The sequence below is a fragment of the uncultured Porphyromonas sp. genome, assembly GCF_915070105.1.
Lineage (GTDB): Bacteria > Bacteroidota > Bacteroidia > Bacteroidales > Porphyromonadaceae > Porphyromonas.
In genome coordinates this window covers 12,290-27,206 of sequence record NZ_CAJZFJ010000028.1, presented here as the reverse complement: position 1 = coordinate 27,206, position 14,917 = coordinate 12,290, and the positions used below count along the sequence as shown (strand labels likewise).

Genomic DNA, 14,917 nt, shown 5'->3' with positions numbered 1-14,917 from the left:
GTGGGTGAGATGGAATGGTGGGTGGAGGAGTGATTCAGGCGAAAGAGGAAGATCATCAAGGTATGGCGACTAGGTGTTTTTTTACGTATCGGTGTGTTGTGGTTAACTTTTTTTATAACTTTGTCGCTGGATAGAGATTGCTAGATGGTATCCCCGCCTCTCGTATGCTGGGAGCTTACCTATTCATACCCACAGAGTGCATCATGTCGAATTGGAATACGCATCAGTGGGAAATTTATAATCAAATAATGTGTTCTAGTATGAAGAAATTTCTGCTACTAATGGTAGGTGTTATCGGACTATACTCCTGTAGTAAGGAATCTCAGGAACCCCGACAGGATACACCTGCAGGACAGGGAGAGGCTTTCTCCCTAAGCTTTACCGCTGAGGTTGGTGAGACCAGCCCCAGAGCTCTTGACGGGATAGCCAATGGGCAAAATATTTCAGGCAACTTCGTTAGCTTCCGTGGTCGTGGCTCGGTCTATGGCTGGATCTACGTAGTAGACAAGAATGGTATCGTAGGTAGTGCCTATAAGGAGTTCACAGTCGGTAACAATGGTCGTAGCCTCAGCTTCAATGGTGAGGTCGCAAGCCCCTCCACTCCTATAGACCGAGCTACTGCGAAGGTCTCTGTGTACATCGGGCTGAATGCCTCGGGTGAATTTGAGAATAAGGGCTTCCAGGCTCTTGAGCACTTCGGTTCCCAGACTGATACTCCGCTGCCTGATGGCTTCTGTATCCTCAAGAGTGAGAATAACCCTCTCTCCTACGTCGCTCCTGCTATTAGCGGGAAGCCCAATCAGTACAAGACGAATGGCAGACTACGCTTCAGCATGGCTGGCCATATCTTCTTCCTACGCTTCCAGAATGCCTATATGGCCTACTCGCGTAAGGTTCAGAAGGTGAAGGGCAACTATGTGCCCGTCGGAGAGCCTCTCTTCCGTGAGCCTGCTATCGTGGATCGTCTGAATATCTATGGGATGCATCTAGAAAAGATCAAGGTCGCCTACTCCGATGGCAAGACCGAGCTCGCTGCTCAGACGGGAGCTCTCTCTAGTGGCTTCCAAAGGGATGGTAAGGGCTATGGCTATAGGCTCTCGAGTCCCGTGAGCTTCTCGGCTGGTATGATGACTCAGCCAGTACGTGTCGGTGCCGAGGAGACGGTCTTCACCTTCTATAGCCCACTCATAGCTAAGTCCTTCAAGCCAGGAGATGAGGATATCCCCTTCGTCTTTGGCTACAAGATCAGCAATATGAATGACTATGGTAAGGAGAATGGGATGCGTGAAGATGGCTATCACAACTTCGCCACCCACCATGCCTCTTACTACAAGGGCGCCCTACGTAATGGATCTATCACTGTCCTTTGGCTTGTCCACAAGGGGGATATTCCCGAGGGTTGGTTCTAACTAGTCTTCCTCTCACCTAAGCAAGAAGAAATGAATAAGAAGTATCAAGCTCCAGCTACGGCTAAGGAGCTATATGAAGCCCCTATAGCTACCACCTTTGTACTGCAGTCGCATGCTGATATGTTGGTCGCCTTCTCCTTAGATGGCGATATCGAAGATCCCTTCCAGGGGTGTGGTGAATGGCAGACGGACGGACCCTCAAGGGGGATCTTTGACGAGAACTAGCCTCCCACTCCATAATAATATACCAGCCCCCACTCTCCATACTTTGGGAGAGTGGGGGCTGTTTCATCATTGTGTGGGTAGATGTGAGTCAGGATGGTGGGATACACCATTATAATATATAGGGGTATGGCTCAATCGGCTTGGGGGGGTAATGAGCAAGAGGGAATATCGTAGTCTAGATAGCTATGGGGCTGATGTCAGAGGGGGGTGTTTGTAATGAGCTTGGTAGGCTCTGTAAAGAAATTGTAATACCTTTGTGTATATGCTTGTGCCCTATGGGGCAAGCCTAACTGGCTATACGAATTAGACTATGGTAGACATTCGCACCTCCTTCGTGGGGCTCCCTCTTGAGAGTCCTATCATCGTGAGCAGCTCGGGGCTGACACGTAGCATCGATCGTGCTCGTTCCCTCGTAGAGGCAGGCGCAGGCGCAGTCGTGCTCAAGTCACTCTTCGAGGAGCAGATCCTCATGCACACTGGCCACCTCATCGCCCACAACGACTACCCCGAGGCCGAGGACTATATCTCCGCCTATGTGCGTACGGAGGCTGTGGATACCTACCTCAGCTATGTGCGTGAGGCTAAAGAGAAGCTCGGAGTGCCCGTCATCGCAAGTATCAACTGCCGAGGCAAGGAGAGCTGGTTCGAGTTCGCCGAGCAGGTACGTGGAGCGGGTGCCGATGCCCTCGAGGTCAATATCATGCGCCTAGAGACAGATCTGTACTTCGATCCCGTAGCTGCCGAGCAGACCTATATAGATATTGTACAGGGGCTACGAGGGACTGGACTTCCTATCATCGTCAAGCTCTCCCGTCAGCATACCGCTTTACCAGCTCTGGTGGATAAGCTACGAGCCTCAGGGGCTGCTGCCGTCACGCTCTTCAACCGCACGTATCAGATCGACATTGACCTAGAGCGGGAGCAGTTTGTGGGCGGAGAGGTCTTCTCCCATCAGGGTGACTTCACCGAGACCCTGCGCTATACGGGTCTTATCGCAGGCCTTGTCCCAGGGGTAGAGGTTGCCGCATCGACGGGGATCTACACCTGGCAAGAGCTCACGAAGAGCCTGCTGGCAGGAGCGCAAGTAGGTCAGATGTGTACCGCTATATATAAGCAAGGTGCTCAGGCTATCCGAGAGAGCCTCCGTGGGCTCCAGACGTGGATGCAGGAGCACGGCTATGAGAATATAGAAGAGCTGAGAGGTCGGCTGAGCTACAGTGCTGTGCCCGACCCAACGCTCTTTGAGCGCATGCAGTTCATGAAGTACTTCAGCATGCGCAACAACTAGTGTTTTACCAAGGTATTGTTATCTTCAAACAACGAAATCCAAGATGCTAAACAAGAAATCAATCGCTGCGCTTGCCCTCTCCGCTACCCTCATCCTCTCTGGATGTGGTCTGAGCAACACAGCCAAGGGTACAGGTATAGGTGTAGGTGCTGGTGCTATCATCGGCGCAGGTGTGGGTCGTGTGCTCGGTAATACTGCTATCGGTGCTGCTATCGGTGGTGTCGTAGGTGGTACTGCTGGTGCCCTCATCGGTAAGAAGATGGACAAGCAGAAGAAGGAGCTCGAGGAGCAGGTCAAGAACGCCAAGATCGAGTCTGTCAATGAAGGGCAGGCGATCCGCGTGACCTTCGATAGCGGTATCCTCTTCGCAACAAACTCCTCTACCCTCACCTCCACTTCGCAGAATAACCTGCGCAACTTCGCTGCGAACCTCAAGGTGAACGACCAGACCGACCTGCTGATCATCGGACACACCGATAACACAGGCTCTGACCGCATCAATGATCCCCTCTCGCTCAATCGTGCTACCAGCGTACGCTCCTTCCTCTCAAGTCAGGGCGTCTCCTCTAGCCGTATGCGTGTCGAGGGTAAGGGTAGTCACGAGCCCGTAGCAGACAACTCTACCGCTGCAGGCCGTAAGGAGAACCGTCGTGTGGAAGTCTACATCCTGCCTAACAAGGCAATGGTAGAGGCTGCTCAGAACGGGACGCTTAAGTAACCCACAGTCCTAGCGGACAACATCAATAGGTACAGGCCACAGCTCGGGGTGCTCCCGAGCTGTGGCCTGTGTCGTGGAAGAGGTGAGGGCGAATAGGTCGAATAGGAGGGTGGGATGAGGAATAAATATTTACTGGAGAGGGGTAAATGTTTGGTGGTTTGATTATTTGTTGTATCTTTGCAGTCGCAATCAGAGGAATAAATCCCTCGCCTATTGCTTGAGGCGGCCCCTTCGTCTATCGGTTAGGACGCAAGGTTTTCATCCTTGAAAGAGGAGTTCGATTCTCCTAGGGGCTACCATAACACTCGACACTAGCACTGACCCGATCGGTCAGTATGCTGGTGTCGAGGTGTTTTTATTTATGGGGATGCCACTGGGCTGTGCCCCATTGCCTCTGATAGACTTGGGGTAGAGTGGGCTCTAGTCTACTGTACTGATGATACCTGATGACATGCTCCGAGGTCGCCTCTCGGATAAGCTCCAGCTATGAAATAAATATCCTACCTTTGTCCCCTGACGATGCCCAGAGGGGGTGTGGCAACGCACACATGAGGGCTCATAGCATACTACTACAGCGAACATGAATACTCGTACTATCAATACACTAAAGACTTTACCCCTATGTCAAGAACTATCTACCTCTTGGCCTCTAGCCTCCTGCTACTCGGACGAGTGGCGGTCGCAGAGACCCTCCCCCCTCCTCTCTCCTCCCCACATGAACAGAGCCCACAGGCCGATCGAGCTCGCTGTGAAGGCGTCGTCAAGGACGCCAAGGGCGAGCCTGTCGTAGGTGCCTCCGTTCGTGTCAAGGGCACGACTACAGGTGCGACCACAGATGCTCAGGGACGCTTCTCCTTTGCGGGTGCTAAGGCTGGAGCGAGCATCGAGATCAGCTGTGTCGGCTATGCCACGATAACCGTCCGCTATACGGGTGCACCGCTCACCATAACCCTGCAGGAGGACAGCAAGGTCCTCGACGACGTCGTCGTAGTGGGCTATGGCGTCCAGCGTAAGGTGAACCTCACAGGAGCTGTCTCCTCGGTCAAGGGGAAGGAGCTCGCTCAGCGTCCCGTAGCTGACGCGACACAGAGCCTACAGGGGCTTGTCCCTGGGCTACTCGTGAGTAATACCGCCTCGGGGCGTCCAGGTGGTGTAGGTTCGCTCGCCCTACGTGGTCAGGGGAACCTCAGCGGTAGTGCTACCCCCTATGTCCTCGTCGATGGAGTCGAGATGTCGCTCTCCGATATTAACCCTAATGATATCGAGAATATCTCTGTCCTCAAGGATGCTGCCGCCAGCGCTATCTATGGTGCACGTGCCGCCTATGGGGTTATCCTCGTCACGACGAAGAAGGGGCTCGCAGGGAAGATGCGTATCAACTATCAGGGGACGATAGGGTGGAACAGCCCTACGGTACTGCCCAAGATGGTGAACTCCTATGACTTCGCTCGCTACTGGAACGAAGGGGCACGCAATGCAGGCTCTGCTCGTCTCTATAGTGATCAGAAGATAGAGCTCCTACGCAAGTACATCGAAGACCCCAATAGTGTAGATGCTTGGCAGGACCTCCCTCAGGGGGTTGTGTCGTCGATGAACCCTGCCTTTGAGAACTCAGAGTCTGGGATCGGGAACGTCGATTACTTCCAGCTTCACTACAAGCCCTCCGCCCGCAAGCAGAGCCACAACCTCAGCCTCAGCGGTGGTAGTCAGTCTACCCAGTACTACATCTCTGGGGGCTACTATACCGAGGACGGGATCATGCGCTATGCCAAGATGGGCTTCGACCGTTACAACTTCGCCTCCAATGTCTCCTCGCAGCTGAAGGAATGGCTGAAGCTCAAGGTCAATACCAAGTACAGACACTCTAAGGTCGATACTCCCTTCGGCAAGGGCGGACTCTCCGAAGGCTTCTACCACTCCCTTGCTCGCTTCCGTCCCACGGTCTCACCCCGAGATCCACATGGGCACTTCACCGAGCTCAGTATGGTCCCCTACCTACAGAGTGGTACCTATACGCAGAACAAGCGTGATGACCTTAACCTCACCGTTGGCTTCGAGGCTCGCCCTCTGAAGGATTGGCACATCTTCTTCGACTATACCTACCGACTCGGAAATACCGAGTATGAGGCGCTGAACAAGGCACCAAAGATCTATGCCTCGGATGGCAAGACGACCTCCCTCGGTGTACGTGACGAGCTCAGTGTCTATCCTCAGGGGAAGTATACACGTAGCTTCGAGAAGCTCAACTACCAGTCCATCAACCTCTACTCCAACTACCTCCTAGACCTGGGTGAAAATAACCACTTCACCTTCATGCTCGGCTATCAGGAGGAGCAGAGCCACACGAGCTACCTAGAGACCTCCATCACGGGACTCTTCTCCCTCACCAACCCCAATGCCGGGCTAGGCTCAGGCGACAAGGTGCCCATCGATAAGCGTTATGGCTGGGCTACCCGGGGCTTCTTTGGGCGTATCAACTACAACTATGCTGGCCGCTACCTGCTCGAGGTCAATGGTCGCTATGATGGTTCCTCTCGCTTTGCGCCGAGCAACCGATGGGGCTTCTTCCCCTCCCTCTCTCTCGGGTGGAATATCCATCAGGAGAAGTTCATGGAGGCGACCCGTGGTGTCCTCTCTAACCTCAAGCTCCGTGCCTCCTATGGCCTACTCGGTAACCAAGCTGGAGCAGACCTCTATACCTTTGCCGCTACCATGGAGCTGAGCAAGCGATTAGGGTCATACTACTTCCAGGACGGACGACACACCTATACGCAGGCGCCAGCTGTCATCGATCCAAACACCACATGGGAGAAGGTCGCCAGCCGTAATATAGGTATTGACTTTGGCTTCCTCGATAATAGTCTAACGGGCTCTTTCGAACTCTTCCAGCGTGATACGAAGGATATGTTAGGCCCTAGCCTACCCCTTCCCGACTTCTTCGGTGCGCAGGCGCCTAAGACCAATAATGCCGAGATGCGTAACCGAGGCTGGGAGCTCTCTCTCAACTATCGTGGACGTATCGGCAAGGAGATCACCTACAACCTCGGAGCGCAGATCTCCGATGCCACCTCCATCGTCACCAAGTACGCTAGTGCTGACAACAGTGCTCCACAGAGTAACTGGTATGCGGGACGTAGCATAGGTGAGATATGGGGCTATCGTGCCGATGGGCTTATCCAGACTCAGGCCGAGGCTGATGAGTACAACCGTACCCACGACCTCTCCTACCTCAGCGCCCTCAAGTGGGCTCCTGGTGATGTAAAGTACCGTGACCTCAACGGCGATGGTAAGATCAATATCGGCGAGAACAAGCTCGGTAGTATGGGGGATATGACCGTCATCGGGGATACAACTCCTCGCTATCAGTTCACCTTCAACGGTGCGATCAGCTGGCGAGGTCTTACGCTGAGCCTCATGCTCCAGGGCGTAGGCAAGCGTGACTGGCACCCTGGACGAAGCATCTACTTCTGGGGCTGGGGCTCGTATGCTCAGGTCACTGTCTTCAAGGATCACTTCGACTACTGGACTCCTGAGCGTCCCAATGCCTACTATCCACGTCCCTACATCCACTCGGGTGGGGGTGTAGCTCCCTTCCAAGCCAAGAACAAGACGACCACCGACCGCTATATGCAGAATGCTGCCTACTGCCGTCTGAAGAACCTTACCCTAAGCTATGAGCTCCCCACGCAGTGGACGAAGGGTACCAAGGTGCAGGTCTTCTTCTCCGGTGAGAACCTCTTCACCATCACCAAGCTCAAGAAGATGTTTGACCCCGAAGCCATCTTCACTAGGAGTGACTACTCGTCTGAGGGCGGGAAGAACTATCCTATGAACCGTGTCCTCTCCTGCGGTCTCATCGTCAATCTCTAATGCGCTACACGACTATGAATACGAAGATATTCCTCCTAGCCTCTTGCCTTACCCTAGGCCTCGGCTTCACCTCCTGCTTTGATCTCAATAAGAGCCCCGAGGGCGAGCTCTCTACTGACAATCCCTTCACGAGTACAGGGGAGATACGGAACTACCTCAATATGTTCTATGAGACGGGGCTGCGTAGGCAAGGCCTCTTCGCTGGTGGTGGCTCCGGTATCGCAGGCGATGATGTGATGAGTGATAACATCTCTGGGAGTGCGCTCAATGCCCGACTCAACGGACAGGTGGCTCTGAGCGATGCCAAGAAGCTCGACGAGTACACCCACATCCGCAATGTGAACTATCTGCTGACCAACCTCAAGACCCCCGATGCTAATAGCTCTGCCGACTACAAGCAGTGTGTCGGCGAAGCCTATTACTTCCGCGCTTGGTACTACTATCAGCTCCTCATTTCCTACGGAGGGGTGACTCTGCTGGATGCGCCCCTCGAGCCCGTCGCAGATAAGCTCAAGCTCCCACGCAATACCCGCCTCGAGGTCGCTGATCATATCCTCAAGGACCTAGACCTAGCCATTCAGTATCTCGGTGAGCAGAGCAGTGCTGCCTCCATGCGTGTCCATCGTGATGTCGCACGTGCACTGAAGGCAGAGGTTGCCCTCTTCGAGGCTACGTGGGAACGTTACCACAAGGCCAAGGATGATGCCTTCTACGACAAGGCTGTCACCGAGGACAAGATACGTGACTACCTCAACCAAGCCGTAGCTGCTGCCAAGGCTGTCGTCAATCGGGGTGTATGGAAGATTTCCACTTCGGGAAGACCCAACGACGACTACCGAGAGCTCTTCCAGACGACCAACCTCTCCTCCAACCCTGAGGTACTCTGGTACAAGCGGTATGATGGCAATGAGGTCGGGAACAATGTCAATCGCTACCTCAACCGTGGAGGTGGGGTGATCGGTCTCACTTCCTCCCTCGTAGACGACTACCTCACCAAGGATGGTAAGCCCTTCGTCGGCAATGACCGCCTAGAGGCCAAGAAGGTCTATGGACGTGAGCTACTGCCCACGGTGAGAGACCCTCGTCTGGCGCAGACAGCATGTACTCCAGGGCAGAAGCTACGTCGTGATGAGCAGGGCCCCTACCTCGTACCTCCTCTGCTCGGCGAAGCCTACCATCAGAATGTCACAGGTTACTCCCAGCTCAAGCACGTACAGATCGACTACGAGGGTAACCTCGACGCCGAGTACAAGGGGGCGACACCTGGCATTCAGTTCCGCTATGCGGATATCCTCCTCGACTATGCGGAGGCACTTGCCGAGCTAGATGGGGCTACCCATACTGCTGAGATCATCACCATCCTCCACCCACTGCGTGCACGTGTCGCTATGCCCGATATGGACTTCGACAGAGAGTACAATACGGAGAGTGACTATCCCTTCCGCTCGCTCAACAAGTACATCCAGGCCGTACGCCGTGAGCGTCGTGTCGAGCAGGCCTGTGAAGGTCGTCGCTTCAAGGACATCATCCGTTGGGCGGCTGCCGAGGAACTTATTGTCGGCAAGCGTGCCGTCGGGGCACTCTTCAAGGGGAGCAACCTAGAGAACCACCCCAGCTATGGTGGGCGACTGATCTATGATGCCCCCAAGAACAACAACCTCTTCCTCACGGGTACGCCTACTGATGCCCTTCGTTATATCCTGCCGAGCAATCCTGCGGGCCATGAGAATGGCTGGGGCTTTAAGCCTGGACGTGACTACCTCCTACCTATCCGCCTAGATATCATCTCATCTACGGGAGGTAAGTGGACGCAGAACCCCGGTTGGTAGTTCCCTCTTCCTCTCTTTCTCTTCGTAGAGCCTAAAGGCTCCCCGCCCAGACTCTATACACAACGAGGCGATGTCCCTAAAGTGGGGGCATCGCCTCGTTGCTTTTATCTTCCCGCCGATCCGAGTAGGGTGTAGTCGCTCTTTGGCTCGCAGGCTCCCTGCTAGCCGGTGTGAGCCGTGCCCCTCTCCTTGTAGAGCCTCCCCAGCTCGTCGGAGTGAGCTGTACCTCCCTGCTGGTAAAGATTAGAGCCTCCTTTTGTCGCCTCTCTCATCGCTTTCCCTTCGCCTTTCCCGCCATCTTTCCCCCACTTTATTATTAGACCCATCGGCTTTACTGCGCCTATTGAGCCTATCCCACATTCTGCCTTACCCTCTTCATTCTGTCGCTCTTATCCCCGTTTATCAGCGGTCTTATCCCCACTTACGGGCGACCTTATCCTCACTTATTCAGGACTTATCCTAGGGCTATTGAGAGTTATCCTCCGATCTTCCCACCGTTCCGAGTAGGGTGTAGTCGCTCTTTTGCTCGCAGTGCTCCCTGCTGGTCGGTGTGAGTCGTGCCCCCCTCCTTATAGAGTCTCCCCAGCTCGTCGGTGTGAGCTGTACCTCCCTGCTCGTAAAGATTAGAGCCTTCTTTTGTTACCTCTCTCCTCGCCTTGTCCAGCCCCTTTCCCTCCATCTTTTCCCTCACTTGATTATTAGACCCATTGGCTTTACTGCCCCTATTGGGCTTATCCTACACTCTGCCTTACCCTCTTCATTCTGTCGCTCTTATCCCCGTTTATCAGCTACCTTATCCCCACTTATGGGCTACCTTATCCTCGCTTATTCAGGACTTATCCTAGGACTATGGGGAGTTATCCTCCGATCTTCCCACCGCTCCGAGTAGGGTGTAGTCGCTCTTTGGCTCGCAGTGCTCCCTGCTGGTCGGTGTGAGCTGTACCTCCCAGTCAGTAGAGAGTAAGGCCTCCTTTCGTTACCTTCCCCCGCCTTTTCCCCGACCTTGTTATTAGACCTATTAGTCCCATTGCACCTATTGGACTTATATTTGTGCTACAAACTATTATGACAGCTAGACGATATGCGATGTCCCATCTTCTCTTTGAGCCCGCTGAGGCTCCTCACGTTATTTGTCGGTATGATGACCTCGGGTAGTTACCTGTCGCCTTCGCTCTCGGCGCAGAGCACAGAGACTGTCTCTCTGCATGGGGGCTGGAGTCTTAGGGAGTCTTCGGGAGGCGAATGGCTTCCTGCCACGGTGCCTGGTGTGGTGCAGCAGGATCTGATCCGTCATGGTCGTCTTCCCGATCCTTACTATAGGCTGGCGGAGGACTCGATCCAGTGGGTCGGGGAGCGGGACTGGGTCTACCGATGCGCCTTTGACCTCACGCCGGCACAGCTGGCTTATCCTAGTAGGCACCTCCTCTTCGAGGGGCTGGACACCTATGCTCGGGTCTACCTCAACGGCCAACTCATCCTCTCGAGTGGCAATATGTTTGTCCGCCACGAGGTGGACGTGCGTCGCTACCTACGGCGCACCAATACCCTCGAGCTCCACTTCTCCTCGCCACTGCGTGCTGCCCTCCCCCTCTACGAAGCCTCGGGGAAGCTCAACTACCCAGCGGACAACGACCATTCCCAGCTCAGGCTCTCCGTCTTCACCCGCAAGGCGCCCTACCACTACGGCTGGGACTGGGGTGAGCGAATGCTCACCTTGGGCCCTTGGCGTCCCATTCGCCTACTCCTCAGGCAGGAGAGCTACTTCGCCGATCGTCCACTCGTGACCTACCACCCCGAGGATCGCGAGCCGATCGAGCTACGTATCCCCCCGGGCTCTATCGTGGGGCGAGGGGCTCGCCAGCTCCGCTACCGCCTCCGAGATCGTGAGGGGGCTGTCGTCTATGAGCACCTCCTGCCTCTGCCTAGTGTGCTAGGGCAGAGTCCGATCATCCACCGCCATACCCTCACTCGTCCTAAACTCTGGTGGCCACAGGGTATGGGGGAGCCCTACCTCTACACGGCTGAGCTGGAGCTCCTCTCGGGCGAAAGGGGAGCAAAGCCCCTCGATAGCCAAAGCCTACGAGTAGGGCTACGTACAGTAGAGCTCGTGCGTGAAGCCGATAGCCTCGGGCGAAGCTTCTTCTTCCGTGTCAATGGCAGGCCGATCTACGCCAAGGGGGCAAACTATATCCCCCCGACCCTCATGCTCCCCACCCGTAGCGATGAGGAGCTTCGCCAGCTCTTCGATGACGTCACCGATAGCCACTTCAATATGCTCCGTGTCTGGGGTGGGGGTGTCTATGAGGAGGATCGCTTCTACGACCTAGCCGATGAGCGGGGGATCTTGATCTGGCAGGACTTCATGTTTGCCTGCACGGCCTACCCAGGGGACGATGCCTTCCTCAGCAATGTCTCCCGAGAGCTCGTGGACAACATCCGTCGTCTGCGCTCCCACCCCTCTATCGCAGTGTGGTGTGGCAATAATGAGATACGTGAAGCCATGAAGTACTGGGGCTGGCAGAAGAAGTACCCCAAGGAGACCTACCAGCTCTTCGCTCGGGACTATGTGCGTCTCTTCCGTCAGCTCATCCCTAGCCAGCTCCGCCAGCACGACCCCCTCCGCCCCTATATCGAGAGTAGCCCCGACACGGCGAACTGGGGGCGACCCGAGACGCTGGGCCTCGGCGAGAGCCATTACTGGGGGGTATGGTATGGGCGTGAGCCCTTCGAGATCCTGCGGGAGCGTCTCCCGAGGTTCATGAGTGAGTTTGGGGTGCAGTCCTTCCCCACGCTCCCGAGCCTCATGCGTTTCTCTCGTCCCGAGGACTGGGAGATCGAGAGCCCCGTCATGCGGGCGCATCAGAAGAGCTCCATCGGCAATGATGTGATCCTACACTACATACGTCAGGAGTACCCCGAGCCGAAGACCTTTGAGGACTTTGCCTACCTCTCGCAGGTCATGCAGGGGCGGGGCATTGCCCTCGGGCTAAGGGTGCAGCGTGCTGCCGCCCCACGCTGTATGGGCAGTCTCTACTGGCAGATCAACGATGCTTGGCCTGCCGTCTCGTGGTCAAGTATCGACTATTACGGCACGTGGAAGGGGCTCCAGTACCAAGCCCAGCGAGCCTTCGCTCCCATGATCCTCGTGACCTCGCGGGCTGGGGATAGTGTGCGTCTGGTCTCGGATGATGCTCCTGAGGGGCGACGGGTCAGGCTGGAGGCTCGTGTCTCGGACTTCGAGGGGCGGGAGCTCTATAGCTGGAGGAGTGCTGAGGTTAGCCTTGGGGGGGGGATGCAGCAGCACGACTTCGCCGTTCCCTTCGCCTCGTTCTACCCCGATGAGGAGGCACGCCGTCAGCGCTTCGTCCACTACCGCCTCGTAGAGGAGGGTGGGGGAGCGAAGACCCTTGCCGAGGAGCTGTACTATGCCCTTCCCCCACGGGATCTTCGCCTGCCCGAGGCTCGGGATCTTCGCTATACGATCGAGCCCGAGGTCGGGGGCGAAGGCTATATCCTCACCCTCTCCTCCGCCTGCCTCGTCAAGGATCTCTATCTGGAGTGTATCCTACCCGGGGTGCACCTCTCGGATAACTTCCTAGACCTCCTCCCGGGGCGTCCCCTTCGTCTGCGTCTCTCGGCACGTGCGGGCTATCAGCTCCCAGCTCGGGATGCACTGCCGACCTTCACCCTCCGCTCCATCAACGAGCTGATACACCGCCCCCCACTAGCCCTCGTCCCGCCCTCGCCTGTCTCATCGGGCAACTGAAGCCCATCCCGAGGGGGAAAAAACGATCATACCGAGAGCGCCTCAGGGCTCTAAGTAAGAACGCCCTCGTCTCCTTACCTAGGAGACGAGGGCGTTCATTATAGGAGCGCACATGCGCTCTCGGTATGATCGTTTTTGCCCTCTCGAGGTGCTTGATACAGAGCCTACTAGGATGGGGCTAAGGAGCGTCCCTCTGAGGGGAGGGGGAGAGCTCTGGGACTAACGCTGGATGAGGAGGGTGGAGAGTGCGTAGGGATTGCTGTCCTTGCTGGTAGTGACCGAGGGATTGAGTCCCCAGTAGCGTAGCCCTGCAGTGTCCTCGGCGAGCGTACGGGTCTTGAGGTCTCGGCACAGGTACTTCTTTGTGTGTATGCTCTGTAGCGTCCAGAGGCCATCCTCGCTGAGCGAGGCCTGCTAACGGGTCTGCTCACGCTCTTGGCTCCCCTCTTCCTGGAGTAGGCGGTAGGCCTCCCTCACGGGCTAGGCTACCCACGCACTTTGCTCGCCATCCTATTGGACTCATTGTACCTATTGCACCTATTTCGACTTATCAGTTCGTCTCTAGCTCTCGCTCCTGCTGTGGAGCTCTTCCCGAGAGGAATATAGAGTGCGCTATCTTCCCCCTGCTTACCGCATTATGTGTCCTATATCCCCCTATGCCTTGCCTTGATCTTCCTTTCGCTCTAAGGGCGTGTGATACTTTCCGTCTAATCGCTATATTTGCGGTAAGGATACTTAACTAACGGCACACCGATGATGCACGTAGCCAAGGATAGATGGCTTTCCCTGCCAGCGTCCCCATGGGTGGAGCAGGCTGTCCCCTCTAGTGGACGTAGGAGCAGACCTCAGCGGTCTACCCTCTGGGATACTGGAGAGACAGGGGAGTGTACGCACCGACTGATACTACATCTACACAACATATCAAAACACCCCATACTAATATGAACATACGTACTACACTACTCGCCCTCGTCGCTGTGCTGGGTGCTAGCTCCTGCGGAGATACTAGGGAAATTCGGGATACCTTCTCGATGCACTTTCAGCCTCGGGAATGTTCACAGATTATTACGCTTCCTCTCCGTTACAAAGAGATTCCTGGTACGGCTGGTAATAAGCACTTCGTAACCAAGACGACAGAGATGCTGGAGGATGGTGCTGTCGAGGCGGATCGCTTTATCCTATGGATGATGACAGGAGAGGATGATCTGAAGGAGCTACGAGCAGAGTATCCCAACCTGAAAAGTAAAGAGTACGAGAATGTATACGAGACGTATCATACAATGAAGGGGCGGGAGCTTAAGGCTCCACACATGCGACCATTAGAGCAACAGCTCGAGCATGATTATCGGAGTTACATCTCCTCAACTCGAGCGCTGAGTACGTCGAGTGACTCTAAAGCCACAGCCTATCCTAGACCTTGGCCTTATCGGGTTACGGGGGTGAAGGACTTCCGTATCATCTCCCTTTCGCCTCTCTTCGGGAAGCCTGCGGAGAGTTCGCTGAATGACTACTTTATCATTGATGAGTTTCGTCCTCGTCAGATTATCTCCTACCGCCGAAAGGCGCTCCTCTGGGGCTATTCGGATAAGGATAAGGTGACGACGATCAGGCTGTGGCTCTCGATGGAGCCGATGGCACCGCCTGCGGTGATGTTTCGCCTGAAGAGTCGCCCCGAGGAGCTACCCATCAAGACCAAGCTGGTCTCCATCCTAAAGACCACGGAGGGCAAGGAACTGCGTGACACCCTAGAGGTAGAGCTGAGATGAGTACATCCACCCACTAATCCTACACCGACACGACACATCAAAACAC

At 55.3% G+C, this 14,917-nt stretch carries 9 protein-coding genes and 1 tRNA gene; 9 read left to right on the top strand and 1 reads right to left on the bottom strand.

Annotated features, from left to right (window positions below; all coding sequences use genetic code 11):
• Positions 1-260: 260 nt before the first annotated feature.
• The 7 genes from QZ554_RS04310 to QZ554_RS04280 all read left to right on the top strand — a co-directional run bounded on the left by QZ554_RS04310 (position 261) and on the right by QZ554_RS04280 (position 9,339).
• Positions 261-1,409, top strand: coding sequence for a hypothetical protein (locus QZ554_RS04310; RefSeq protein WP_297194640.1), 1,149 nt, complete (start codon positions 261-263; stop codon positions 1,407-1,409).
• Between the two features lie 30 nt (positions 1,410-1,439).
• Positions 1,440-1,634 (top strand): hypothetical protein, encoded by a 195-nt coding sequence (locus QZ554_RS04305; protein WP_297194639.1) that lies wholly within the window; start codon positions 1,440-1,442, stop codon positions 1,632-1,634.
• A 310-nt stretch (positions 1,635-1,944) separates the two neighbouring features.
• Complete coding sequence (locus tag QZ554_RS04300) at positions 1,945-2,922, top strand: dihydroorotate dehydrogenase-like protein (protein WP_297194638.1); 978 nt, start codon at positions 1,945-1,947, stop codon at positions 2,920-2,922.
• Between the two features lie 43 nt (positions 2,923-2,965).
• Positions 2,966-3,640: an OmpA family protein gene (locus QZ554_RS04295; RefSeq protein ID WP_297194637.1), complete on the top strand. Its 675-nt coding sequence runs from the start codon at positions 2,966-2,968 to the stop codon at positions 3,638-3,640.
• A 224-nt stretch (positions 3,641-3,864) separates the two neighbouring features.
• Positions 3,865-3,939, top strand: a tRNA-Glu gene (locus QZ554_RS04290).
• 322 nt (positions 3,940-4,261) lie between these two features.
• Positions 4,262-7,510, top strand: coding sequence for a TonB-dependent receptor (locus tag QZ554_RS04285; protein ID WP_297194636.1), 3,249 nt, complete (start codon positions 4,262-4,264; stop codon positions 7,508-7,510).
• Positions 7,511-7,524: 14 nt separating this feature from the next.
• Complete coding sequence (locus tag QZ554_RS04280; RefSeq protein WP_297194635.1) at positions 7,525-9,339, top strand: RagB/SusD family nutrient uptake outer membrane protein; 1,815 nt, start codon at positions 7,525-7,527, stop codon at positions 9,337-9,339.
• A gap of 161 nt (positions 9,340-9,500) precedes the next feature.
• Here the strand turns inward: QZ554_RS04280 and QZ554_RS04275 are convergent, their stop codons facing one another.
• On the bottom strand, positions 9,501-9,665 hold the full coding sequence (locus tag QZ554_RS04275; protein WP_297194634.1) for a hypothetical protein: 165 nt from the start codon (positions 9,663-9,665) through the stop codon (positions 9,501-9,503).
• 755 nt (positions 9,666-10,420) lie between these two features.
• Between QZ554_RS04275 and QZ554_RS04270 the strand changes: the two genes are divergently transcribed.
• Both QZ554_RS04270 and QZ554_RS04265 read left to right on the top strand, forming a co-directional pair.
• Positions 10,421-13,105: a glycoside hydrolase family 2 protein gene (locus QZ554_RS04270; protein ID WP_297194633.1), complete on the top strand. Its 2,685-nt coding sequence runs from the start codon at positions 10,421-10,423 to the stop codon at positions 13,103-13,105.
• 941 nt (positions 13,106-14,046) lie between these two features.
• Entirely contained in the window at positions 14,047-14,871 is an 825-nt protein-coding gene (locus QZ554_RS04265) for a hypothetical protein (RefSeq protein ID WP_297194632.1), read from the top strand.
• The last annotated feature ends 46 nt before the right edge of the window (positions 14,872-14,917 follow it).